We start from the raw sequence: 23005 nt of genomic DNA on the forward strand, positions 1-23005 counted from the left end.
CGTGGACACCCTGATCACCGCCGGCCGGGTGCTGCCGCGGCCTTCGGAGCCGGTGCACGACGGTGCCGTGCTGGTGCGCGACGGCGTGATCGTCGCGGCGGGCCCGCGCGCGGACGTCGTCGCGCAGGCCGCACCGGACGCCGTCCGGCACGACTTCCCCACCGGGACCGCGCTGGCCGGGCTGTTCAACGTCCACGTGCACCTCGCCTTCGACGCGTCCCGCGAGATGCCGGCGCACCTGTCCGACGCTCCGCTGGAGGGCGCCCGCTCGCGGCTCACGGCGATGCTGCGCAGCGGCGTCACGACCGTGCGGGACCTCGGCGACCGCGGGCACCTCGGCGCGGCCGTCCGGCGCTCGTTCGCGGGTTCGGTCGCGCCGCGGCTGCTCGTGTCCGGACCACCGATCACCGTGCCGGGCGGGCACTGCCACTTTTTCGGTGGTGAAACGGCCTCCGACGGCGAAATCCGCGCTCTGATCGACGAAAACGCGGCCGCGGGCGCGGATGTCATCAAGGTGATGGCCAGCGGCGGCCAGATCACCGAAGGCGGCGCCGACATGTGGGAGTCGCAGTTCGACACGCGGCAGCTGTCGCTGATCGTCGCGCACGCGGCGTCGCACGGGTTGCCGGTGGCGGCCCACGCCCACGGCGCCGACGCGATCGAAGCGGCCGTCGAAGCCGGGGTGTCGACGGTCGAGCACTGCAGCTTCCTGACCGGCCCGCGCTCGTTCGACCGCCGGGAGCACGTGGCCAAGCGGATGGCCGCCGACGGCATCTCGGCGTGCTCGACGAGCAGCCGCAACTGGCGGACCATCGTCGAGAAGCTCGGCGACGACGTCGCGCAGGCGATGTACGGGCGGCTGCCGTGGCTGGAGGAGCACGGCGTCCGGCTGCTGGCCGGGACCGACGCGGGCCTGCCCGGCTCGGTGTTCGACGACCCGGTCGGCGCGCTGGAGCTGTACGAGTGGCTCGGCTTCCCGCGGCGCCGGATCCTGGAGATCGCGACCGAGGACAGCGCGGCCGGGCTGGGGCTGGGTGAGGTCGCCGGACGGCTCGAAGCCGGGCTCGCGGCGGACGTCCTGGTCGTCGAAGGTGACCCGCTCGCGTCACTGGCCGCGCTTCGCAATCCCCTGCTGGTGCTGGCCCAGGGCCGTCCCGCCTGAGTCCCGATCGGGGAACGCCAGTTTGGTGACAGCGTTTTAAAACAGTGTTACTGTTACGTCACCCCACCTCGAAGGAGCTCCCCGATGCACGGACCCACCCAGCTGTTCACGGTGATCGCGCTGGTGTCCCTGCCGACCGTGATGTACGGCGGCTACGCGCTGATGGGCGTCCTGCGCGACCGCAAGCTCACCGAACACCAGCGCGCGATGTTCCGCGCCGGCCACGCGCACGCCGGCGTCCTGCTGATCCTCGCCCTGGTCGCGCTGCAGATCCTGAGCCGCACGAAGCTGCCGGACACGACGTTGTGGATCGCCTGCTTCCTGCTGCTGTTCGGCATCCTGGCCCAATCGGGTGGCTTCTTCCTCCACCTGATCCCGAACCGGAGCAAGCTCGGCGGGCGAGTGACGTCCGTGGGCGCGGTGCTCCTGGCGGCGGCGACGCTGCTCACGGCGTACGGGGTCGCTTTCGCCTGAGCGCCGGTCGTTAAGCTGGTGACGTGCCTGAATACCTGCCGACCGCGCCCTACAAGGGGACCCGGGACTTCCTGCCCGCCGAAATGTCCGTGCGTACCCAGGTGTTCGGTCATCTCTACGACGTCCTCGAGCGCCGCGGCTTCCTCCGCTACGACGGCCCGATCCTCGAGTCGGCCGAGATCTACGAGCGGAAGTCCGGCCAGGAGCTCGCGGACAAGCAGCTGTACACGCTGACCGACAAGGGCGGGCGGCGGCTGGCGCTGCGGCCGGAGATGACGCCGTCGGTGGCGCGGATGATCGCCGGGAGCGCGAAGTCGCTGTCGTTCCCGGTCCGCTGGTACAGCCACCCGAACTGCCACCGCTACGAGGCGCCGCAGCGCGGCCGCGTGCGCGAGCACTGGCAGATCAACGCGGACATCTTCGGTTCGGACAGCGCCAACTGCGAGATCGAGATCTTCGAGCTGGTGCACGACATGATGGCCGCGCTGGGCGCGACGCCGGACATGTTCGTGCTGCGCGTCAACGACCGCAACCTGCTGACGTCGGCGCTCACCGACGTCGCCGGGGTGTCGCAGGACCACCTGAGCCAGGTGTTCGCGCTGGTCGACCGCTGGGAGAAGTACCCGCGCGAGAAGCTGGCCGAGAGCGCCCGGGAGATCGGGCTCTCGGACAAGCAGTTCGCGAAGCTGGCCGAGACGCTCGACGCGGGCGAGGCGCTGCTCGACGAGCTGCCGGCGGCGGTGCTGGAGCAGTCGAACCTGGTGCGGGTGCTGCGGAGCAGCGCGGGCTCGCTGGTGAAGTACGAGCCGATGATCGTGCGCGGGCTGGCGTACTACACGTCGACGGTGTTCGAGGTCTTCGACACCTCGCCGGAGAACCGGCGCGCCCTCTTCGGCGGCGGCCGCTACAGCGACCTGGCGTCGATGTTCACGCCGCAGCAGATCCCGGGCATCGGGTTCGGCATGGGCGACGTCACGCTGATCGACTTCCTCGACACGCACGGCCTGACGCCGGCCCCGCGCAGCGAGGTCGACGTCATGGTGATCCCGGTGACCGAGGACCTCTCGGGCGAGGCTCGTTCGGTGGCGGCGTCGCTGCGCGCGGCCGGGCTGCGGACGTCGACGCCGATCGAGCACCGCAAGCTCGGCAAGGAGCTGACCCGCGCGGACAAGGCGGGCGCGGTCGCGGTGGTGATCGTCGGCCAGGAGGACTGGGCGGCGGGGAACGTGACGGTCCGCAGCCTGGCGACGCGGGAGCAGAACCCGGTCGCGATCGCCGACGCCCCGGCGGCGGTGCGGGCCCTGCTGGCGTAAATCGGTTCCGCTCTCCTTCGGCGTCCGGGCATCCTGGGCGCCGGAGGGGAAGCCGATGAACGAGTTCGAAGACGTGCGGCAGTGGGTCGAGTTCGATGCGGCCGTGCGGCGAGCGTCGTGGTACCGCCGCGGCCGGCGGCTCGCGCGCCGGCTTTCGCGCGAAGAGCTGGCCGAAGCCGCCTGCGCCGGTGACGGGTACCTGCGCGAGGCCGCCGTCGAACGGCTGGCGCACAGCACCGATCCCGAAGCGCTCCCGCTGCTGCTGATCCGCTGCGTCGACTGGGTCCGGCAGGTCCGGGAGGCGGCCCGGGCGGCGGTGGTGTCCAAACTGGACAACTCCGCGCTGCGGGCGATGCTGCCGCTGATCGGCATCCTCCGGCGGCGCGAGGTCGACGACTGGATGACCACGCTGCTGCGCGACGCACTGCCGAGCGTGCTCGACGCCGCGTTGGCACTGGAGGACCGGGAAAGCCGCCGCTGGGCGCACCGCGAGGCGCTCGGGCTGCTGTCGCGCGAGCGGCTGCTGGAGATCGCTGCCACGCACCCCGACTTCGTGGTGCGCGCGATCTGCGGCGACGCCCTGCTCGACCGCGGCGAGTGCGTCTCGGAGCTGCTGGCCGCGGGGGCACCGAAGGTCCGGGTGCGGGCGTTGACGCTGCTCGGCCCCGACGCCGCCGTGGCCCACCTGGCGGACCGGTCGGCGGCCGTGCGCGCGATGGCCCAGGTACTCGTCCCGGACCCGGCGGCGCACTACCGCGCGCTGCCGGTGTCGTTCGGCACGCTCGCCGGGCTCGGCGAGACGGGCACGGCCGCCGACGCCGCGCTCCTGGAGCGTCACCTCGCGGACGACCGGCCCCGGATCCGCCGGGCGGCCGTCCGCGGCCTGCGGCGGGTCGCGCCGGAGTCTCCTTCGGTGCCGCCGTTGCTGACGGACCCGTCGCCGGCGGTGACCCGCCAGGTGGTGACGTTCCTGCGCGGCAAGCCCGCCCTGACCGACGTCCCCACCCTGCGAGCGTTGCTGTCCCCCGGCCACCCGGTCCACACGCGACGCGCGGCCGCGGCCCTCCTGCGCGACCGCGACACCTGGCTGCGCCTGCACACGGACCTCACCCTCCTGCCCGACCCCGACCTGGCCGCCGACGCCCACCAGGACCTCCACACCTGGCTCCACCACTCGGCTGCCACCTACACCACCCCGCCCCCGGCCCTGGCGGCCGAAATCACCACGCTCACCACGGCCCTCGACCCGGACCTGGCCCGCCGAATCCGCTTCGCCCTCCCGAAACCCACGTGATCAGAGCCGGAACTCGCGTGATTGAGGCCGTGACTCGCGTGATCGAAGCCGGAACTCGTGAGTTCCGGCTTCAATCACGCGAGTTACGGGCCCAGTCACGCGAGTTCCGGGCCGGATCACGAGGGGTCGGCGCGGAGGAGGCGGAGGGTGAACGTGGCGCCGGCTCCGGGGCGGGCCGCGGCCGCGATCGTTCCGCCGTGGCCTGTCACCACTTCGCGGACCAGTGCCAGGCCGAGGCCGAAGCGGCGGCCGTCGCCTTCGGAGCCGCGGGCGAAACGCTCGAAGATGCGGTCCGCGTCGGCGGCCGGGAAGCCGACTCCCGTGTCGCGGACCCGGAGCTCCACGTGCCGCTCGTCCGGGACGCCGAGCCAGACCTCGATCGACCCGCCGGGTGGCGTGTGGCCGAGTGCGTTGTCCAGCAACGCCGACAGCACCCGGCGCAACGCCGTCGGAACGCCCTGGACGACGTACGGCCGTCGCTCCCGGGTCACCGCCATGCTGACCTGGCCCGCCGACGCGCGCACCGCTTCCGCCGCCACCGCCTCCTCGGCCAGCACGCCCAGCTCGACCAGCTCCAGCGACGGCCGTTCGCCGCACGCCTGCGCCGACAGCAGCAGGTCCTCGACGACCTCGCCGAGCTCGCGCGTGCCGCGGACCAGGTGGCCGAGTTCCGCCGCGTCGCGGCCGGACGCCCGCCGGGCCAGCAGCTGCGCGCGCGTGTGCAGCCGGGTCAGCGGCGCGCGCAGCTCGTGGGACGCGTCGGCGACGAACGTCCGCTGCCGCCGCAGGGCGTCCTCCAGTGGCCGGATCGCGCGGCGGGCCAGCACCCGCCCGCTCCCCAGCGCCGCCAGCAACGCGAGCACCTCCGCGACGCCGAGCCCGAACACCAGCGACGCGCGGTCCTGGATCTGGTACCGCTCCTCGAAGAACGCCTGCGAGACCACGCCGCCGCGGTTCTCCACCCGGAACGTGTACGTCATCCCGTCGATCGCCCGCCGTTCGGTGTGGACGTCGCCGGGCGACGGCACGAGCGCATCCAGCCCCGGGATCGGCATCCCCGCCGGCGGTGGTCCCGCGGGCGCGTGCGCGGCCGGCGTGAACAGCCAGACGCAGCCGGGCGGGGTCGCGCCGGGGCCGAGCTGGATCGTCCTGGCCAGCAGCCGGTCGGCGTCCGCGTGCTGGCCGGACAGCATGATCCCGTACGCGATCGCGCCCGCGACGGCCACGAGCAGCGACACCACGACGGAGATCTGCGCGGTGATCACCCACCGCGCCCGCCGCAGGGCCCGTTCCTCGGGGTCGGGGCTCATACCGCGCCGATCTGGTACCCCAGGCCGTGCACGGTCCGCACCACGTCCCGGCCGAGCTTGCGCCGCAGGTAGTACACATACGTGTCCACTATGGACTCACCGGTCGAGTCGGCGAACACCCGCGTGCGCAACGCCGCCCGCGGGTGGATCGCCTTGGGCCGCTGCGCCAGTGTCCGCAGCAGCTCGAACTCCCGCCCGGACAGCGTGATCCGCTCGCCGCGCGGCAGCACGACCTCGTGGCGCTGCAGGTCGAGCGCCGCCGTGCCGAGCGGCAGGCACTCGGCGCCTTCGAGGTCACGGCGGCCCAGCGCGCGCAGCCGGGCCAGCAGTTCCTCGGCCTCGAACGGCTTGACGAGGTAGTCGTCCGCGCCGGCGTCGAGGCCCGCCACGCGGTCGGCCACCTCGCCCAGCGCCGAGAGCACCAGTACCCGCGTGGTCACCGCGCGGGCCCGCAGCCGCCGGAGCAGCTCGAGCCCGTCGAGCACCGGGAGGCGCCGGTCGATCACCAGCACGTCGTAGCGCCCGGTGAGCCCGAGGTGCAGGCCGCGCTGGCCGTCGTGCGCCGCCTCCGTTTCGTAGCCCTCGTCCGCGAGCAGCTCCCCCAGCATGCCCGCCAGTTCCCGGTCGTCTTCGACCAGCAGCACTCTCGGTTTCGCCACCGCATCGCGCACGAGTCCATCTTGACAGTTATTTCCGAGCTTGAAGAATCAACTTTTCCCGGTCACCGGTACGGGTTCGGCCGTCAGGAGTACGTCGGTGCTCCCCTTGCGGGCATCGCGCCGGTCGAGCCAGGCGAGGACGGGCGCGGTCATGATCGTGGTGACCAGCGCGACCAGCACCAGCACCGTGAACAGCGCCGGCGAGACGATCCCGGCGGCCAGTCCGATGTTGAGCGCGATCAGCTGCATCAGGCCACGAGCGTTGACGAGCACGCCGACGCGCGTCGCGATCGACGGCGGCTCCCCCGCCAGCCGGGCCGCGCCCCAGGAGGCGCCCAGTTTCCCGGCGATCGCGACCACCACGCACAGCACCGCGAACGCCAGCAGCGTCGGGTCGGCCAGCAGTGCGAACCGCGTGTTCAGGCCGGAGTAGGTGAAGAACAGCGGCAGGAACACGATCCGGCCGATGGGCATGATCTTCGCGAGTACGGCGTCGGCGGCGGGGGTGCGGGGGAACGCGATCCCCACGCAGAACGCGCCGAACACCGCGTACAGGCCGATCACGTCGGTGAACCAGGCGGCGGCGAACAACGTCATCGCGGTGACGAGCACCCGCTGGTCGACGCCCATGCGCTCGCTGGCCATCGCCTTCGCCAGCAACCGCCGCCCGACGACGAACACCAGCCCGGCGAACAGGACACCGCCGCCCAGCGCGAGCGCCACGGGCCCGGCCGATCCGGCGTGCATGCCCAGCACGACCGCCAGCAGCAGCCACGCCAGGACGTCGTCGAGCGCGCCGCAGGCCAGTGCCAGCGACCCGAACCTCGTGGCCGCGATGCCGCGTTCGGTGATGATCCGCGCCAGCATCGGGAACGCCGTGATCGCCAGTGCCACGCCGACGAACGCCGCCGACGTCACCGGGGAAACACCGGCCTTGCCGATGTCGGCCCACGACGTGCCGAGCACCGCGACGCCGACGCCGAGCGCCAGCGGCACCAGCGTTCCCGCCGAGGAGATCGCGGCGACCGATTTCCGCGATTTCACCACGCTTTTCAGGTTGAACTCGTAGCCGGCGCCGAACATGTAGATGACCAGGCCGATCTGGCCGCCGACGTAGAGCAGCGAGCGGATGTCGTCGGGGAACAGCGCCGCCTGCACGCCGGGCAGCAGGAGCCCGAACAGCGACGGGCCGAGCAGGACGCCGGCGATCATCTCCCCGACCACCGGTGGCTGGCCGAGCTTGACCGCGGCCAGGCAGACCAGCCGGACCACCACGAGGATCACCACGACGGCGAGGAAGAACACGGGCGCCGCTTCGGACGGGCTCATCGGTTGCCTCCGGCGAAGTAGGTGGAGCAGAGGGCCTGGCGACGGGCGTCGAGGACCATGTACGTGCCGAACACGAGCTGGGCGAAGCTGCGCCAGACGTCTTCCCAGCGGTCGCGGACCGCGAGCCACCCCAGCGGCGCGCGCCGGGGGCGGACCCCGCGGGGCGTGAGCAGCGCCGGGCCGCGGTTCGGGATCGAGCGCGTGTGGGCGGCCGTCGAGGCGAGGCCGAACCGGCGCAGCACCTCCTGCGCCACCACCCGCATGGTCGGCGGCGCGAGCCCCCGGGCCGGGCAGGCGCGGTTCTGCGCGACGCCGAACGGGACGAACTCGTCCTTCGTGGACTGCTCGGCGAAGTCCGGGTAGCTGAAGCACAGCACCGTCCCGGCGGGGATGGTGAGGTGATCCAGCTCGATGTCCGCCGTGGAGATGCGGTGGGCGATGCCGAACAGCGGGTACGCGCGCAGCCCGTCTTCGATGACGCCGTCGATGTCCTCCGGGTGCTCGGCCAGCCGCCGCTGGAGGTCGTCGTCCTGCGCGATGATCATTAGCAGGTGCGCCATCGCCTCCGACATCTGCACGACGGCGGTGGTGAAGAACGTGCCCTGCAGGTAGTAGGCCTGCTCCTCCGGCGTCAGCGACTCCGGGAGCGGGTGCGGGACGTCGGCGAGGCGGCGGCGCAGGTACCGCGTCAGCCGCGCCCGGCGGCGCATGTTCCGCGGACGCACGCACTTCAGGGCCGAAGCGACGTCGTCCGCGTGCGCCACGATGAGGTCCCGTGCCTCCGGCGGGCACGGCTCGTCGAACACCAGCTCGTAGTACAGCTCGGCCCAGATCGGCATCATCTCGTCGCGCAGCCGGACCAGCCCCGGGCGGACGCCGTCGAGCACGTGCGCGGCCACCCGCCGGGTCAGCTCTTCGGTGTCCTTTTTGGACTTGACGAGGATGTGGCGGGTGCACTTGGCGACCTCGTCGTAGCGCGGCCCGGCTTCGAGGTGTTCCTGGTGCACCTGCGGCCCCGGCGAGAGCCAGTACCAGAACAGGTCGGACAGCGCGGCGCCGCGGCTGCGGCCGTTCGCCGCCGGGTCGGCGTAGACGCGCTTGAAGTCGCCGGCGCCGACCTGCGGACCCGGGATCGTCACCACGTCCTGGCCGTTGACCAGCGCGAAGATCCGCATCCGCAGCGCGACGACGCGCTGGGGCAGCCAGCCGGTCACCGCCGCACCTGGTCCGGGGTGAGGTCGGCCGGGTGCCGCCCGCCGCACAGCGCGAGGGCCTGGTCGAAGTCGGCCCGCAGCAGGTCGAGCACCGCCGAGACGCCCTCGCGGCCGCCCGCGGCCAGCCCCCACACGACCGGGCGGCCGACACCGACCGCGTCCGCGCCGAGGGCGAGCGCCTTGACGACGTCGGTGCCGCGGCGGATGCCGCCGTCGAGCAGCACCGGCACCGCTCCCCCGACGGCCGCCGCGATCTCCGGGAGCACGTCGATGGTGGCGGGCACGGTGTCGAGCTGGCGGCCGCCGTGGTTGGAGACGACGACGCCGGCGACGCCGTGGTGCACGGCCAGCCGCGCGTCCTCGGCGTGGAGCACGCCCTTGATCAGCACGGGCAGCTTGGTCTTCGACCGCAGCCACGCGATGTGGTCCCAGTTCAGCCCCGCGGACATGACGATCTCGCGGACATGGCTGGTGTTCCCGCCGCTGCGGTTTTCGCCGATGTTGCGGAGGTTTTCGACGAACAGCCCGGCCGGCAGGTCGTGGAAGGCGTTGCGGTCGTCGCGTTCGCGGCGGCCGAGCACGGGCGAGTCGACGGTGACGACGAACGCCTTGACCCCGGCGTTCTCGGCGCGCCGCACGATCGCCTCGGTGAACTCCAGGTCCGGCTGCAGGTAGAGCTGGAACCACAGGCCCGGGTCCGGTGTGACCTCCCGGGCCGCCGCGGCGATGTCCTCGATCGCCGTGGTCGAGGCCATGCTGACGATCATGATCGTGCCCGCCCGCGCGGCCGCCCGCGCGGTGGCGAGCTCGCCGTCGGGGTGCGCGAGCCGGTGGAACGCCGTGGGCGCGACGAGGATCGGCATCGACGACGGCGTCCCGAGCAGCTCGACGCTCAGGTCTCGTTTGTCGCTGCCGCGCAGCACGCGCGGGATCAGCCGCAGGCGCTTGTAGGCTTCTTCGTTCTCGCGCAGGGTGATCTCCTCCTGCGCGCCGCCCGCGAAGTAGTCGTAGTGCGCCGGATCGAGCCGCTCGCGGGCGGTGGCCTCGAACTCCGCGACCGCCGGCATCAGAGCTCCCGCGTGAAGAACGCGGTCAGCGGCTCGACGTGCACCTCTTTGTCCCACTCGTTTTCGAGGTTCTCGGTGACGTGGTGGGTCGCGACCAGCTCGCCGCGGCGGTAGTGCCGGACGATCGGGTGCAGGTAGTGGCCTTCGCCGTGGTCGTTGGCCTTGTCCTGGGCGGCGCGGGCGACGAAGTCGAACGGGTCGACCTTGTCGTGGTCCGGGCCGTAGTCGAGGGTGACGACGTAGGCGTCGTCCGGCGGGTTCGCCAGGACCCGGTCGACCGGCACCTCTTCGAGGTAGCGGGCGGTGTCGCCGTCCACGACCACGACGTCGGCGAGGAAGCCGAACTGCTGGTACAGCGCGGAAGTCCGGTTGATCCGGGTGATGACGGCGTCGGTGAGCGCGTCCGGTTTGGCGGGCAGCTCGGTGTGCGGCCACGGAACGTCGTGGTAGCGCTCGTTCAGCACCTTCGCCAGCGCGCGGGCGCCGTAGCGGAAGCCGTGGATGAAGGCGCTGGTGGCCTTCTTGAAGTCGCGGACCTGCGTGATCGTGCCGGCGAAGTGGAGGCCGGGCACGTTGACCGACTCCCAGTCGGGAGTCTGGGCGGGGAAGCGGTCGTTGATGGTGAGTTCCGGGCGGCAGTCCTCGTCGAACAGCGACGCGTCGAACCGGAAGCCGGTGCAGCCGATCACCCGGTCGTAGCGGATCTCCTTGATCACCTCGTCGGCGCGGGCGAAGGCGAACTTGACGTGGTAGCCGTCGGCGTCCTTGCGGACTTCGCGGACGTCGCCGTCGAGGATCGCGTGCTGGAGCTTGAGCTGGTACATGTCGAGGATGCCCGCGTTGTAGGCCCGCAGGTGGCCGACGAAGTGCGTGCGCCAGGCCAGCTTCACCGGCCGCGGCCCGCCGACGTGCACGACGGCGGCCCGCTCGATGAGGTTGTCGGCGGTCTCGAAGGCGGAGTTGCCCTTGCCGAGCACGAGCACGCGCTGGTCGGTGAAGTTCCGCGGGTCGACGTCGACGTCCACGTACTGGTCGATCAGGTCGGCGCCGGGAAAGTCCGGGATGTACGGCTTGGTGACGCCGGTGGCCATGATCAGCCGCTTCGCCCGGAATTCTTCTTCGCCGGCGGCGAGGACGAAGACGTCCTGCGCACGGCGGATGCGCGTCACCCGGGTGTCGTAGCGGACGTCGAGCCGGTGCTTCGCCGTGTAGTCGGCGAGGTAGCGGAGGAGGTCTTCGGCGTCGGGGAAGAGCTTCTCGCTGTAGTCGGTGAAGAGGACCGGGTCGTCGTCGCCGTCGGCGAGGATCGAGTTCCAGTCCATCCGGAGGTTGAGCTCCGGGTCGGTGTAGCCGGTGTGCTTCTTGTTGATGGAGATGAGGGTCCGGTGCCGCGGGAAGGTCTCGAAGAAGTGCCCGGGCGCCGAACCGGCCTCCAGCACGAGGTACCGGCGCCCGGCGTGGCCGAGGAACTGCGCGAGCTGCAGCCCGGCCGGCCCGGCCCCGACGACCAGATAATCGAGCACTTCCTCCGCCACGACGACCTCCTGGAGCTCGGCACCGACCGCATGATCGGCGCCGAGCCTGCTCCGGAGATCTCAGAAAAGCCTCAGAGCGGCACTTTCACGTGAAAGTGCCGCCCCCTGGTGGGCACTTTCACGTGAAAGTGCCCACTCAGCGGCCGGCCGCGCGGGCGAGCCGTTCCGGATAGCGCTCTCCCGCGATCGCGTCGGCCGGCGCGGCCGCCTCGATCGCGGCCAGGTCGTCCGCGGTGAGCTCCAGGGAAGCCGCCGCCACGTTCTCCTCGAGGTACTTGCGGCGCTTGGTGCCCGGGATCGGGACGACGTCCTCGCCCTGGGACTGGACCCACGCCAGCGCGAGCTGGCCCGCCGTCACGCCCTTGTCCGAGGCCAGCTTGCGCAGGGCCTCGACGATCGCCAGGTTGCGCTCGAAGTTGCCCTCGGCGAACCGCGGCAGGCCGCGGCGCATGTCGTCCTCGGGCAGGTCGGCGACCGACGTCACCGCGCCCGTCAGGAACCCGCGGCCCAGCGGGGAGAACGGGACGATCCCGATGCCGAGTTCCCGGCACGTGGAAAGGATCTCGCCCTCGATGCCGCGGGTCCACAGCGACCACTCGCTCTGCAGCGCCGTCACCGGGTGCACCGCGTGGGCGGCCCGGATCGTCGCCGCGCTCGCCTCGGAAATCCCGGCGTACCGGATCTTTCCGGCTTCCACCAGCTCCGCGAGCGCGCCCCAGGTCTCCTCGATCGGTGTGTCCGGGTCGACGCGGTGCTGGTAGTACAGGTCGATGTGGTCGACGCCGAGGCGGCGCAGCGACTCGTCGCAGGACTGCTTGACGTACGCGGCGTCACCGCGGGCGCCCATCGCCCCGTCGGTCCACACGATACCGAACTTCGTCGCGAGCACGACGTCGTCGCGGCGGCCGGCGATCGCGCGGCCCACGAGCTCTTCGTTGACGCCATTCGCGTAGACGTTCGCGGTGTCCAGCAGCGTCACGCCGAGCTCGAGCGCGCGGTGGATGGTCGCGATCGATTCGTCGTCGTTGTCGCGGACGCCGTAGGCCTGGCTCATCCCCATGCAGCCGAGCCCCTGGGCGCCGACCTCCAGGCCGCCCAGTTTCCTGTTCTTCACGCGGAAATCTCCTCCACACCGGGTTCGACGCCGAGCACCTTGCGCTCGACCTGTGCGTAGTTCTCGATCTTGTAGTCGAGGATGTCCAGACAGCCCTGCAGCTCGGCGATCCGCTCGGCGACCGACCGGCGCTGCTCCACCAGCAGGGCCTTGCGGCGGCCCGCGCTCGCGACGCCGTGCCGGCGCAGCGACGCGTACTCGCGCATGCTCTTGATGGGCATCCCGGTGGTGCGCAGCTTGGTCAGGAAGCCCAGCCAGTTGAGGTCGTCGTCGGAATAGGCCCGGCGGCCCGCGGCGTCCCGCGCGGGCGGGTCGAGCAGTTTGATGCGCTCGTAGTACCGGAGGGTGTCGATGGACAGTCCGCTACGTCGCGCGGCTTCCGCTATCGAGTAGCTCATGCGCCCGACAGTACGACCTGGAGTGCACTCCAGGTCAAATCCGCGCGCTGGTCATCCATAACACCGTTCCGATACGCTCGGTGCATGGCGCGACCCCGCACGCACGACGAAGCGCTCCGGCTCAAGCTGCTCGACCGGGCCGGCGAGCTCATCGCCGCCGACGGGCCGAAGGCGCTTTCGCTGCGCAAGCTGGCCGCCGACGCCGGGACGTCGACCACCGCCGTGTACTCGCTGTTCGGCAGCAAACCCGACCTGGTGAACGCCCTCTACACCGAGGGCTTCCGCCGCTTCGGCGCCCGGATGGCCGGGACGCCGCTGACCGGCGACGCCGTCGAGGACCTCGTCGCGCTCGGCAGCGCCTACCGCACGAGCGCGCTGGCCGACCCGCACCTGTACGGGATCATGTTCACCAGGTCGATCCCGGGTTTCGAGCCCAACGAGGACGCCGAGAAGCTCGCCCGCGAAACGCTCAAGCCCCTCGAGCGCATCATCCGCAAGGCCATCGCCGACGGCGTCTTCCTCGACGTCCCGCCGGAGACCGTCGCGGTCGGCTGCTGGGCCATCGTGCACGGCCTGGTGTCCCTGGAGCTGACCGGCAACCTGCCGGAGGAGTTCGACGTCACGACCTCGTACGAGGCGGCCCTGCGCGCGAACGCCGCCGGCTGGCTGCGGCCTCAGCGCAGCGCCAACGTCCCGTCGTAGACGACCGCGCCGCGGGCGTCCCGCGCCACCACCCTCACCAGCCGGCCCGGCTCGTACTGGCCCTTCGGGACCCAGACGGCGAGCAACCCCTCGGCGACCGGGGCGTCGACGCTCGACCCGGCGCCGAAGTCGACGGTCGCAATGGTCGCCGTGGCGGGCAGCGCCGCCGCGAACGGCGTCCGCGACTTGCCCCGCTCGCCGCCCGCCTCGACCGCACCCAGGGTGCCCACCATCAAGGAGTACGCCGGGGTTGCCTCCGGTGGGGGTTCGTCCAGGGCGGCACGGGACTTCGTCCGGCCCGGCCGCTGGTAGTCCGGCTCGGTCGTGCACACCACGGTCCGGGCGCCGTGGCGACCGGTGGCCACCCGGTAGCCGTCCGCTTCGAGCAGCGGCCCCGGCGCGTACGCCGCGGCATCGGGAAGCGCCTCGAAGTCCGCCGCCGCCAGGCAGTCGCCCAGTGCCCGGCCCGCGGGAGACGTCCGGTCGGCGGCCACCGGCCGGTCGACGACCGCGAGCAGCGGCGGCGGTGCCGCGGGCAGCGGCACGCTCGGTTGGCCCGACTTGCCGATGGCGATCCTCGTCGCCGCCGGGGCGGTCTGGGTCAGCACGACGAACTGGCGGGTGACCTGGGAGGAAAACACCTCCGTCAGGCCGCTGCTCCCGCCCTCGGTTTCCGTCTGGAGGAAGCTGCCGTCCCCGCCCGGGGCGAGGACCCCGCCGACCGCCCCGGTCGCGCTGTGCAGCAGCAGCCCCGTGCGCGTGCCCGGGGCGTAGGCGGGCGCGGCTCCCGGATCCGACAGCGTCACGGTCGTGTCGGTGGTCTCGCAGAACATCGGCTTGCCGGCGGCGGTCGCCGCGACCACCGCGTCCGCCCGCAGGACCTTGGTGAACAACGGGACCCAGTCCTCGCGCGGCGGCACTTGGGCGGCCTTACCCGCGGCCTGGACCGCGGCCCAGCAGCGGTCCAGCATCTCCTTCGCGAGCTTGCCGTCGAGCGTCAACCCGCTGGGCGCCGCGGGCGGTACCTCGGCGGGCTGGCGCAGCTGCCGCGCCACGACGGCCGCGCCGCCGGCCAGGACGAGCACCGAGGCGGCCGCGGCGTACCAGATCCGCGCCGGACGGCGCTTCGCCATGCCCTGGCGCAGCTCGGCCCGCAACCGCGCCCGGACGTCGTCGGGCAGCTCGCGCCGGGGCGGCAGACCCAGGTCGCTCATTTCTCCTCCAGCAACGTGCGCAGCCGGGCGCGGGCCCGGGACAGGTGGGCGCGGACGGTGACCTCGGCGATCGCCAGCAACGCGGCCGCGTCGGCGACGCTCACTTCACCGAGCAGGCACAGCTCGACGACCTCTCGCTGCGACTTCGGCAGCGTCCGCACGGCCTCGACGATCTCGCGCAGCCGCCGCTCGCCGTCGAGCCGCTCGGCCACCGCGTCGGCGTGGTCGGACACCACCGGCGGATCCGGGATCTTCCGCAGCAGCCGCAGCCGTCGGCTCGCGCCGCGGAACTCGTCGCGGGCCGCGTTGCCGGCGACCGTGTAGAGCCACGGCAGGGCGCTGTCCCGCACCAGCGTGACGTCGGCGCGGCGGCGCCAGGCCGTCAGGAAGGTGTTCGAGGTCAGGTCCTCGGCGGCGCTCCACGACCCGGTCAGCCGGTAGGCGTGGTTCCACACGGCTTCCGCATGGCGTTCGAAGAGCTCGCCGAAGGCCGCTTCGTCGCCTCCGGACGCCCGGTCCCACAGCGCTCGATCACCCAGTGTCCGGTCACCCACCGGCGCCCCCGTCGCATGGCTGGTCACACCCCTCAGTGGCCGGCACCGGCGAGAACGTTGCGCGCAACTCCGGCGCACCGGACGGCCACTTCCGGTCGTGATCATGGAGCAGGTCCGGACGACGGACAACCTTCGCCTGCGGTTGCCCGCGGCCACGGCGGCCGTGTCGGCCGTGGTGTTCCTGCTGGCCCGCCCCCACCTCGTCGACGACACGTTCATCACGCTGTCCTACGCGCGGAACCTGGCGTTCCACGGGCACTGGGGGCTGCTGGCCGACGCGACGTCGAACTCGGCGACGTCACCGGCGAACGTCCTCGCGCTGGCGGCGCTGACGTTCGTGCTGCGTGACGCGGTCGTCGCGGCGGGCGTGCTGTACGTGCTGTGCCAGGTCGCGTTCGTGCTGGCCCTGCGGCGCCTCGGCACCGCGCTGCCGCGCTGGTTCCCGGCGCTGGCGTTCGCGGCGGTGACGGCGAACCCGCTGCTGCTGTCGTCGATCGGGCTGGAGGTCGCGCTGGGCGCGGCGGTGCTCGGGTGGCTGGCGGTGTTCGCCGTCGCGCGCCGGCCACTGGCCTTCGGCCACGCGGCGGGCGTCCTCGCGCTCGTGCGGCTCGACCTGCTGATCTTCGCGTTCGTCCTCGGCTTCTCGGTGCGCTCCGGCCGGGCGGTGCTGGGTGCCGCGCTGGTGGCGCTCCCGTGGTTCGCGTGCAGCTGGGTGGTGCTCGGCGCGGCACTGCCCGACACGGTCGTCATCAAGACGCTGCAGGGCGCGCAACGCGCGTGGGGTGACTGGGATTTCGGCAACGGGCCGCTGTTCTACTTCCGGACCGCGCCGTGGCCGACCGTGCTGTCGTTCCTGCCGCTCGCGGCGTTGCCCTTCGCGTTCCGGCTTCGGCCGTTCGGGCTGCTCGCCCTGGGCGCCGTGCTCTACCACGGCGGCTACGTGCTCCTGAACGTTCCGCCCTACCACTGGTACTACGGGCCGGGGATCACCGTGGCGACGGTGTGCGCCTGCGCCTGGGCGGCTGCTCACCGCGTCGCGACCGGGTTCGTCCTCGCGGTGGTGGCCGCTTCAGTCGTCACGTACGCGGGTTCGTCACGGGAATTCGCGCCGCTGACGTCCAACTACGCGTCGACGGCGAAGTACGCCGAGATCGGCCGCGACCTGCGCGCGCTGGCCGGGTCGCGGGTGGTCGGCAGCGCGGGCGAGATCGGCGTGCTGGCGTACACGTGCGAGTGTCCGATCGTCGACGTCTTCGCCGACCGCGGCCTGCTCCCGGCGGCCATCGAAGCCCGGGGCGCGGGAAGCAGGTGGATCCGCGCGGCGCTGCGGGTGGACTACGCGTTCTTCGACTTCGACGTCCGCCCGCGCCACCCCGACCTCGTGCTTCGGCGATTGCCGAGCCCGCCGCCGGACGCGCTCGCGCACTGGACGCTCGACGCGCCGACGTTGGGGAAGCAGGAGCTCTACCTGGTACCGGGGTGAGGAAGGTCCGGCTCGACCGCGAACGTCGCCCCTTCGAAGTCGAACTCGTGCGTGCTGCGTTCGAACACGGCTTCGGCGGCGAAGTTCGTGTGGTGGAACCGCATGCCGCCCTCCGACCGCGTCCGCGCGAAGCGGGCGACGCCTTCGAAGCGTGCCCAGGAGAAGTACGCGCCTTCGGTGAAGACCGACCGGTCGAAGTTCGCGAGCGAGGTGAACACGGTGCCGTAGAAGCCGGTCTTCTCGGCGAAAGTGGTCCCCCGCATGTGCACCGAGCCGACGAACCGGGCGTGGCTGAAGTCCGCCACCACCACCTCACAGCCGCTGAGCCGGAAGTCGACCAGCGTGGCGCGCTGCAGGTCGATCGACATGCCCGGCCAGAACGCCGGGTGCTCGCGCTGGAGGTGGATCTTGAGCAGCTCCTGCGCGGCGAGGCGGACCTGCAGCTCGGGGGCGTCGTAGTCGTCGTTGTTCTGCGGCCGCTGGACCGCGTCGGCGCCGCGGAGACCTTCTTTCGGTTCCTTGAACGGCATCCGCAGGTAGGCGCACAGCACGTTGACGATCGTCTGGCGCTGTCTCGGGTTGTCCTGGCCGAGCCGCTCGAGCGCGTACAGGCCGCCGAGCCGCACCGGCGCCTTGTCGTTGCCGAGCTGTTCGACCGCCTTCGTGTACAGCTCGGTGACCCGCCGCTCCTCCAGGTCCCGTTCGGTCACGGACGCGACCCGGGTCGTCTCGGCCAGCTGCAGTTCCAGCGTGCGCTGGCGGCGCGTCGCGAGCCACAGCGCGAACACGCCGCCCGCGCCCGCGCCCGCGCCGAACGCCGTCTTGACCGCGTCGATCCGGACCGGCGCGTCCGGCCGTCCCGACCAGGCCAGGAACAGCCAGAGCAGTGCTCCGGTGACGGCCGCGACCACGACGGCGGTCACGGCGATCCACCGCCACTTCAGCACCGGCACGGCTCAGACGGCGCCGTACTGCCGGTCGCCCGCGTCGCCGAGGCCCGGGACGATGAAGCCCGAGTCGTTGAGGCGCTCGTCGATGCTCGCGGTGACCACCCGGACCGGCAGGCCGGTCTTCTCCAGGTGCGCCAGGCCCTCCGGGGCCGCCAGCGCGCAGATCGCCGTGACGTCGTCGGCGCCGCGGTCGGTGAGCAGGCGGATCGTGTACTCCATCGAGCCGCCGGTGGCGAGCATCGGGTCGAGCACCAGCACCGGCCGGTCGGCGAGCGATTCCGGCAGCGACTCCAGGTACGGCGTCGGCTTGAGCGTCTCCTCGTCGCGCGCCAGGCCGACGAAGCCCATCTGCGCGTCCGGGATCAGCTTGTGGGCCTGGTCGGCCATGCCCAGCCCGGCGCGCAGCACCGGGACCAGCAGCGGCGGCTTGGCGAGCTTGTAGCCGTCGGTGCGGGCGACCGGCGTGTGGATCTTCTCGATCTTCACCGGGACGTCCCGCGTGGCTTCGTAGACCAGCATGACGGTCAGCTCGTGCAGCGCGGCCCGGAACGCGGCGCTGTCGGTGCGCGCGTCGCGCATCGTGGAGAGCCGGGCCTTCGCGAGGGGGTGGTCGACGACGTGCACATCCATGCGGGTCAATCTAGCTGTTTGGCGAAGCTCTTCACCCAGCCGCGCTGCCAGGGCGTTTCGACGGCTCGTTCGTGGTAGTTCGCCCGCACCCAGGCAACGGCTTCCTCGGCCGGGACGCCCGAAAGCGTCGCCAGGCAGGCCATGACCGTGCCTGTCCGCCCCGCGCCGCCGTAGCAGGCGACTTCGACGGTCTCGGTCTTCGCCCGTTCGTGGAGCGCCTTGATCTGCCGGCGGGCTTCCGCGGGCTGGGCAGGCAGCAGGAAGTCGGGCCAGGTGACCCACTCGTGCGGCCAGTCGATGCCGCCGCCGTGCTTGCGCCGCAGCCGGCTCGTGCCCAGGTAGAGCCCGAAATCGGGCTCGGGTCCGTCGGGGCGGGGGCGCCGCAGCCCGCGTCCGTGCACGCGGGTGCCGTCCGGAAACTCGACCATCGGCCCAGTGTCCTCCAGAAGATGGACACACAGGGTGGTTTTCGCCGATAAGCTGCGCCGGGTGAGCGAACTGACGCCCGACCAGATGCGGGCTTCCGACGCGGACCGCGAACGCGTCGCCCAGGTGCTGCACAACGCCCTCGCCGAGGGCCGCATCACGGTCAACGAGCTGGAAGAGCGGCTCACGACGGTCTACGCGGCGAAAACCCTGGGCGAGCTGAAGCCGGTGACGGCCGACCTGCCGTCCTCGTCGGCGGCCGTCGAGCCGGCCACGACGCGCGCGCTCGGCTTCCCCGACCAGCGCATCGGCGGCCACCCGGGCAGCCCGGTGTCGATCGGCGTGCTGTCGGGAGCGGTCCGCAAGGGCAGCTGGGTCCTGCCCCCGCAGCACAACAGCTTCGCCTTCTGGGGCGGCACGGAGATCGACCTGCGCCAGGCCCGCTTCGCGGACCGCCACTGCACGATCACCGCGGTCGCCATCATGGGCGGCATCCAGATCACGGTCCCGGACGACATCAACGTGGACGTGACCGGGATCGGCCTGATGGGCGGCTTCGTGCTGGAGGACAAGTCGGGAGCACCACCCGCCCCGCCGACGGCGCCCACGGTGAAGATCAACGGGCTGGCCTTCTGGGGCGGGGTGGTCGTGCACCGGAAGCCGGCGACGCGGGCCGAGCCGCCGCAGATCGAGTCCTGAGACCGCCCCAATGTGGCGTTCGGTGCGTCCAACGCACCCAATGTGGCGTTCGGTGCGTCCAACGCAACCAACGCCACATTGGGGCGCTTGGTGCAGGTGACGCGCGAGGCCGTGAGCGTCACACCGGGTGATCCGCCTCCGGGCGCCGCGCTGTCGGGACCGCACTGTCGGGGGTGCCGCCTAGACTCAGGCGCATGACAGCCACGACCAGCACGTCAGCGGCGCCGGCCACCCCGGCACCGCTGGTGGACGCGACTCGCGACGACGCGAGCCTGCGCCGCTTCCTGCTCGGGCTGCCCGGTGTCGACCAGGTCGGCGTCGAGCAGCGCGCGGCGGGGCTCGGCACGCGCAGCATCAAGAAGGACGCCAAGCGGTGGGCCATCGACACCGCCATCTCCATGGTCGACCTGACCACCCTGGAGGGCGCCGACACCCAGGGCAAGGTCCGGGCGCTCGCCGCGAAGGCCGTGCGGCCCGACCCGGAACGCCAGGACACCCCGCGCGTCGCCGCCGTCTGCGTCTACCCCGACCTGGTCGCCACCGCCGTCGAGGCGCTCGAGGGCAGCGGGGTGCACGTCGCCAGCGTCGCCACCGGCTTCCCCGCCGGGCGCACCAGCCGCGAGATCAAGCTGGCCGACACCAAGATCGCCGTCGACGCGGGCGCGCACGAGGTCGACATGGTGATCGACCGCGGTGCCTTCCTCGAGGGCCGCTACATGGCGGTCTTCGAGGAGATCCAGGCCGTCAAGGAGGCCTGCGGCGACGCGCACCTGAAGGTCATCCTCGAGACCGGCGAGCTGGCGACCTACGACAACGTGCGGCGCGCGTCGTGGCTGGCGCTGCTGGCCGGCGGCGACTTCATCAAGACCTCCACCGGCAAGGTCTCCCCCGCCGCGACGCTGCCGGTCACCCACATCATGCTGCAGGCCGTGCACGACTGGCACCGGCAGACCGGCGAGCTGCGCGGCGTCAAGCCCGCGGGCGGCATCCGCACGACGAAGGACGCCATCAAGTACCTGGTCGCCGTGCACGAGGTCGCCGGCGAGCCGTGGCTGACTCCCGACCTGTTCCGCTTCGGCGCGTCCAGCCTGCTCAACGACCTGCTGCTGCAGCGCCGCGCCCAGGTGGACGGCCACTACAGCGGCCCCGACTACGTGACGGTGGACTGATGCCTGTTTTCGAGTACGCACCGGCGCCCGAGTCGCGTGCCATCGCCAACCTGAAGGACTCCTACAAGCCGTTCGTCAACGGCGAGTTCGTCGACGGCTCGGGTGAGCCGCTCAAGACGATCAACCCGGCCACCGAAGAGGTCCTGGCCGAGGTCGGCACCGCATCGAAGTCCGATGTGGACATCGCGGTCAAGGCCGCGCGCAAGGCGTACACGAGTGTCTGGTCGAAGATGCCGGGCACCGAGCGCGCGAAGTACCTCTTCCGCCTCGCGCGGCTGATCCAGGAGCGTTCGCGCGAGCTGGCCGTGCTGGAGAGCCTGGACAACGGCAAGCCGATCAAGGAGTCGCGCGACTCCGACGTCCCGACGGCCGCCGCGCACTTCTTCTACCACGCGGGCTGGGCCGACAAGCTCGAGTACGCGGGCTACGGCCCGAACCCGCAGCCACTGGGCGTGGCCGGCCAGATCATCCCGTGGAACTTCCCGCTGCTGATGCTGGCCTGGAAGATCGCCCCGGCGCTGGCCACCGGCAACACCGTCGTCCTCAAGCCGGCCGAGACGACGCCGCTGACCGCGCTGGTCTTCGCGGAGATCTGCCAGCAGGCCGAGCTGCCGCCGGGCGTGGTCAACATCCTGCCGGGCGCCGGCGACATCGGTGCGTCCATTGTGGACCACGCCGACATCGACAAGATCGCCTTCACCGGCTCGACCGAGGTCGGCAAGGCGATCCAGCGCCAGGTCGCGGGCACGCCGAAGAAGCTGACCCTCGAACTGGGCGGCAAGGCGGCGAACATCGTCTTCGAAGACGCGCCGCTCGACCAGGCCGTCGAGGGCATCGTCAACGGCATCTTCTTCAACCAGGGCCACGTCTGCTGCGCGGGCTCGCGCCTGCTGGTCCAGGAGTCCATCGCCGAAGAGGTCCTGGAGAAGCTGCACCACCGCGTCTCGACGCTGCGCATCGGCGACCCGCTCGACAAGAACACCGACATCGGCGCGATCAACTCGGCCGAGCAGCTGGCGAAGATCCGCGGGCTCGTCGAATCGGGCGACGCCGAAGGCGCGCAGCGCTGGACCAGCCCGTGCCCGGTGCCGGACCGCGGGTTCTTCTTCGCGCCCACGGTGTTCGCGAACGTCCACCAGTCGATGCGGATCGCGCGCGAGGAGATCTTCGGCCCGGTGCTGTCGGTGCTGACGTTCCGCACGCCGGACGAGGCCGTCGCGAAGGCGAACAACACGCCGTACGGGCTTTCGGCGGGCATCTGGACCGAAAAGGGCTCCCGGATCCTGTGGATGGCGAACCAGCTGCGCGCCGGCGTGGTCTGGGCCAACACCTTCAACCGCTTCGACCCCGCCGCCCCGTTCGGCGGCTACCAGGAATCCGGCTTCGGGCGCGAAGGCGGCCGCACCGGGCTGGAGGCGTACCTGAATGTCTGACCGCATCTCCGTCGCCAAGACGTACAAGCTGTACATCGGCGGCAAGTTCCCGCGTTCGGAGTCGGGCCGGGTGTACCCGGTGACCGACGCGAAGGGCAAGTTCCTGGCGAACGCGGCCCACGCGTCGCGCAAGGACGTCCGCGACGCGGTGGTGGCCGCGCGCAAGGCGTTCCCCGGCTGGTCGGCGGCCACGGCGTACAACCGCGGCCAGGTGCTCTACCGGGTGGCCGAGGTCCTGGAGGGCCGCCGCGACCAGTTCGCGGCCGAGGTCTCGGCCTCGGAAGGCCTCGGCGGCAGGAAAGCCGAGTCCATTGTGGACGCGGCCATCGACCGCTGGGTCTGGTACGCGGGCTGGACGGACAAGATCGCCACGGTCCTCGGCGCGGCGAACCCGGTGGCGGGCCCGTACTTCTCGTTCACGGTCCCGGAGCCGACGGGCGTGGTGGGCATCCTGGCCCCGCAGGGGTCGTCGTTGCTGGGCCTGGTCGAGGTCCTGGCCCCGGTCCTGGCCACGGGCTCGACGGCGGTGGTGGTCTCGAGCGCGGAGCGGCCGCTGCCGGCGATCACGCTGTCGGAGGTCCTGGCCACGTCCGACGTCCCGGGCGGGGTGGCGAACATCCTCACCGGACGAGCCTCGGAGCTGGGCTCGTGGCTGGCTTCGCACGGAGACGTCAACGCCCTGGACCCGACAGGAGCGGCCCCGGCGGACCGCCCGGGCCTGGCCCGCGAAGCGGCGAACACGGTGAAGCGGGTGCTGACGGTCCCGGAGGCGGAGCCGGACTGGACGGCAGCCCCGGACCTCACCCGGCTGCGGCGGTACCTGGAGGCGAAGACGGTCTGGCACCCGCTGGGCGTCTGAGACTTTGAGCGGAGGCC

23 protein-coding genes are annotated in these 23005 nt (G+C 71.9%); 10 read left to right on the forward strand and 13 right to left on the reverse strand.

The genetic code is table 11. The features are described from left to right. Position 1 precedes the first annotated feature (1 nt). From BLW76_RS04205 to BLW76_RS04220, 4 genes are all read left to right on the forward strand, one after another. The gene (locus BLW76_RS04205; RefSeq protein WP_091304521.1) at positions 2–1162 is read left to right on the forward strand and encodes an amidohydrolase family protein; all 1161 of its coding nucleotides are present in this window, start codon (positions 2–4) and stop codon (positions 1160–1162) included. An 84-nt stretch (positions 1163–1246) separates the two neighbouring features. Beyond that, positions 1247–1636, forward strand: a complete 390-nt coding sequence (locus tag BLW76_RS04210) for a hypothetical protein (protein ID WP_091304522.1) — start codon at positions 1247–1249, stop codon at positions 1634–1636. Positions 1637–1659: 23 nt separating this feature from the next. Then, positions 1660–2949 (forward strand): histidine--tRNA ligase, encoded by a 1290-nt coding sequence (hisS, locus tag BLW76_RS04215; RefSeq protein ID WP_091304523.1) that lies wholly within the window; start codon positions 1660–1662, stop codon positions 2947–2949. A 55-nt stretch (positions 2950–3004) separates the two neighbouring features. Then, complete coding sequence (locus BLW76_RS04220; RefSeq protein WP_091304524.1) at positions 3005–4243, forward strand: hypothetical protein; 1239 nt, start codon at positions 3005–3007, stop codon at positions 4241–4243. 116 nt (positions 4244–4359) lie between these two features. Here the strand turns inward: BLW76_RS04220 and BLW76_RS04225 are convergent, their stop codons facing one another. The 8 genes from BLW76_RS04225 to BLW76_RS04260 all read right to left on the reverse strand — a co-directional run bounded on the left by BLW76_RS04225 (position 4360) and on the right by BLW76_RS04260 (position 12869). Further along, the gene (locus BLW76_RS04225) at positions 4360–5553 is read right to left on the reverse strand and encodes a sensor histidine kinase (RefSeq protein ID WP_091304525.1); all 1194 of its coding nucleotides are present in this window, start codon (positions 5551–5553) and stop codon (positions 4360–4362) included. Beyond that, complete coding sequence (locus tag BLW76_RS04230) at positions 5550–6197, reverse strand: response regulator transcription factor (RefSeq protein ID WP_091304526.1); 648 nt, start codon at positions 6195–6197, stop codon at positions 5550–5552. Before BLW76_RS04230 ends, BLW76_RS04225 begins: the two co-directional genes overlap by 4 nt. Positions 6198–6260: 63 nt before the next feature. After that, on the reverse strand, positions 6261–7541 hold the full coding sequence (locus BLW76_RS04235) for a cation:proton antiporter (RefSeq protein ID WP_091304527.1): 1281 nt from the start codon (positions 7539–7541) through the stop codon (positions 6261–6263). Then, positions 7538–8716: a cytochrome P450 gene (locus BLW76_RS04240; protein WP_341866466.1), complete on the reverse strand. Its 1179-nt coding sequence runs from the start codon at positions 8714–8716 to the stop codon at positions 7538–7540. Before BLW76_RS04240 ends, BLW76_RS04235 begins: the two co-directional genes overlap by 4 nt. 35 nt (positions 8717–8751) lie before the next feature. After that, a complete protein-coding gene (locus BLW76_RS04245; protein WP_091304529.1) occupies positions 8752–9822 on the reverse strand; it encodes an alpha-hydroxy acid oxidase in 1071 nt (356 codons plus the stop codon). Next, positions 9822–11357: an NAD(P)-binding domain-containing protein gene (locus BLW76_RS04250; RefSeq protein ID WP_091304530.1), complete on the reverse strand. Its 1536-nt coding sequence runs from the start codon at positions 11355–11357 to the stop codon at positions 9822–9824. Before BLW76_RS04250 ends, BLW76_RS04245 begins: the two co-directional genes overlap by 1 nt. Before the next feature lie 136 nt (positions 11358–11493). Beyond that, positions 11494–12417 (reverse strand): aldo/keto reductase, encoded by a 924-nt coding sequence (locus BLW76_RS04255; RefSeq protein ID WP_208613215.1) that lies wholly within the window; start codon positions 12415–12417, stop codon positions 11494–11496. A gap of 50 nt (positions 12418–12467) precedes the next feature. After that, positions 12468–12869, reverse strand: coding sequence for a MerR family transcriptional regulator (locus BLW76_RS04260; RefSeq protein ID WP_091304532.1), 402 nt, complete (start codon positions 12867–12869; stop codon positions 12468–12470). An 84-nt stretch (positions 12870–12953) separates the two neighbouring features. Here BLW76_RS04260 and BLW76_RS04265 point away from each other — a divergent pair, with 84 nt between their 5' ends. Continuing rightward, positions 12954–13571 carry a TetR/AcrR family transcriptional regulator gene (locus BLW76_RS04265; protein ID WP_091304533.1) on the forward strand — a complete coding sequence of 206 codons (618 nt, stop codon included), beginning with the start codon at positions 12954–12956 and terminating at the stop codon, positions 13569–13571. Here the strand turns inward: BLW76_RS04265 and BLW76_RS04270 are convergent. Continuing rightward, positions 13544–14785 (reverse strand): hypothetical protein, encoded by a 1242-nt coding sequence (locus tag BLW76_RS04270; protein WP_091304534.1) that lies wholly within the window; start codon positions 14783–14785, stop codon positions 13544–13546. The two genes, BLW76_RS04265 and BLW76_RS04270, sit on opposite strands and share 28 nt — an antisense overlap. Continuing rightward, positions 14782–15339, reverse strand: a complete 558-nt coding sequence (locus BLW76_RS04275; RefSeq protein WP_091304535.1) for an RNA polymerase sigma factor — start codon at positions 15337–15339, stop codon at positions 14782–14784. The genes BLW76_RS04270 and BLW76_RS04275 overlap by 4 nt, the downstream gene beginning before the upstream one ends. 103 nt (positions 15340–15442) lie before the next feature. Here BLW76_RS04275 and BLW76_RS04280 point away from each other — a divergent pair, with 103 nt between their 5' ends. Then, on the forward strand, positions 15443–16822 hold the full coding sequence (locus tag BLW76_RS04280; RefSeq protein ID WP_244170036.1) for a hypothetical protein: 1380 nt from the start codon (positions 15443–15445) through the stop codon (positions 16820–16822). Here the strand turns inward: BLW76_RS04280 and BLW76_RS04285 are convergent. The 3 genes from BLW76_RS04285 to BLW76_RS04295 are packed head-to-tail and all read right to left on the reverse strand — an operon-like array spanning position 16804 to position 18830. Continuing rightward, positions 16804–17775 carry a pentapeptide repeat-containing protein gene (locus BLW76_RS04285; protein ID WP_244170037.1) on the reverse strand — a complete coding sequence of 324 codons (972 nt, stop codon included), beginning with the start codon at positions 17773–17775 and terminating at the stop codon, positions 16804–16806. The two genes, BLW76_RS04280 and BLW76_RS04285, sit on opposite strands and share 19 nt — an antisense overlap. Before the next feature lie 3 nt (positions 17776–17778). Next, positions 17779–18402, reverse strand: a complete 624-nt coding sequence (gene upp / locus BLW76_RS04290; protein ID WP_091304537.1) for a uracil phosphoribosyltransferase — start codon at positions 18400–18402, stop codon at positions 17779–17781. Between the two features lie 5 nt (positions 18403–18407). Beyond that, complete coding sequence (locus BLW76_RS04295) at positions 18408–18830, reverse strand: protein-tyrosine phosphatase family protein (protein WP_091304538.1); 423 nt, start codon at positions 18828–18830, stop codon at positions 18408–18410. A gap of 85 nt (positions 18831–18915) precedes the next feature. Here BLW76_RS04295 and BLW76_RS04300 point away from each other — a divergent pair, with 85 nt between their 5' ends. The 4 genes from BLW76_RS04300 to BLW76_RS04315 all read left to right on the forward strand — a co-directional run bounded on the left by BLW76_RS04300 (position 18916) and on the right by BLW76_RS04315 (position 22988). After that, positions 18916–19527 (forward strand): DUF1707 SHOCT-like domain-containing protein, encoded by a 612-nt coding sequence (locus BLW76_RS04300; RefSeq protein WP_208613216.1) that lies wholly within the window; start codon positions 18916–18918, stop codon positions 19525–19527. A gap of 194 nt (positions 19528–19721) precedes the next feature. After that, positions 19722–20696: a deoxyribose-phosphate aldolase gene (gene deoC, locus BLW76_RS04305; protein ID WP_091304539.1), complete on the forward strand. Its 975-nt coding sequence runs from the start codon at positions 19722–19724 to the stop codon at positions 20694–20696. After that, a complete protein-coding gene (locus BLW76_RS04310) occupies positions 20696–22129 on the forward strand; it encodes an aldehyde dehydrogenase family protein (protein WP_091304540.1) in 1434 nt (477 codons plus the stop codon). The genes deoC and BLW76_RS04310 overlap by 1 nt, the downstream gene beginning before the upstream one ends. Next, entirely contained in the window at positions 22122–22988 is an 867-nt protein-coding gene (locus BLW76_RS04315; protein ID WP_091304541.1) for an aldehyde dehydrogenase family protein, read from the forward strand. Before BLW76_RS04310 ends, BLW76_RS04315 begins: the two co-directional genes overlap by 8 nt. Positions 22989–23005: the final 17 nt, after the last annotated feature.

This window comes from Amycolatopsis tolypomycina (genome assembly GCF_900105945.1).
GTDB lineage: Bacteria > Actinomycetota > Actinomycetes > Mycobacteriales > Pseudonocardiaceae > Amycolatopsis > Amycolatopsis tolypomycina.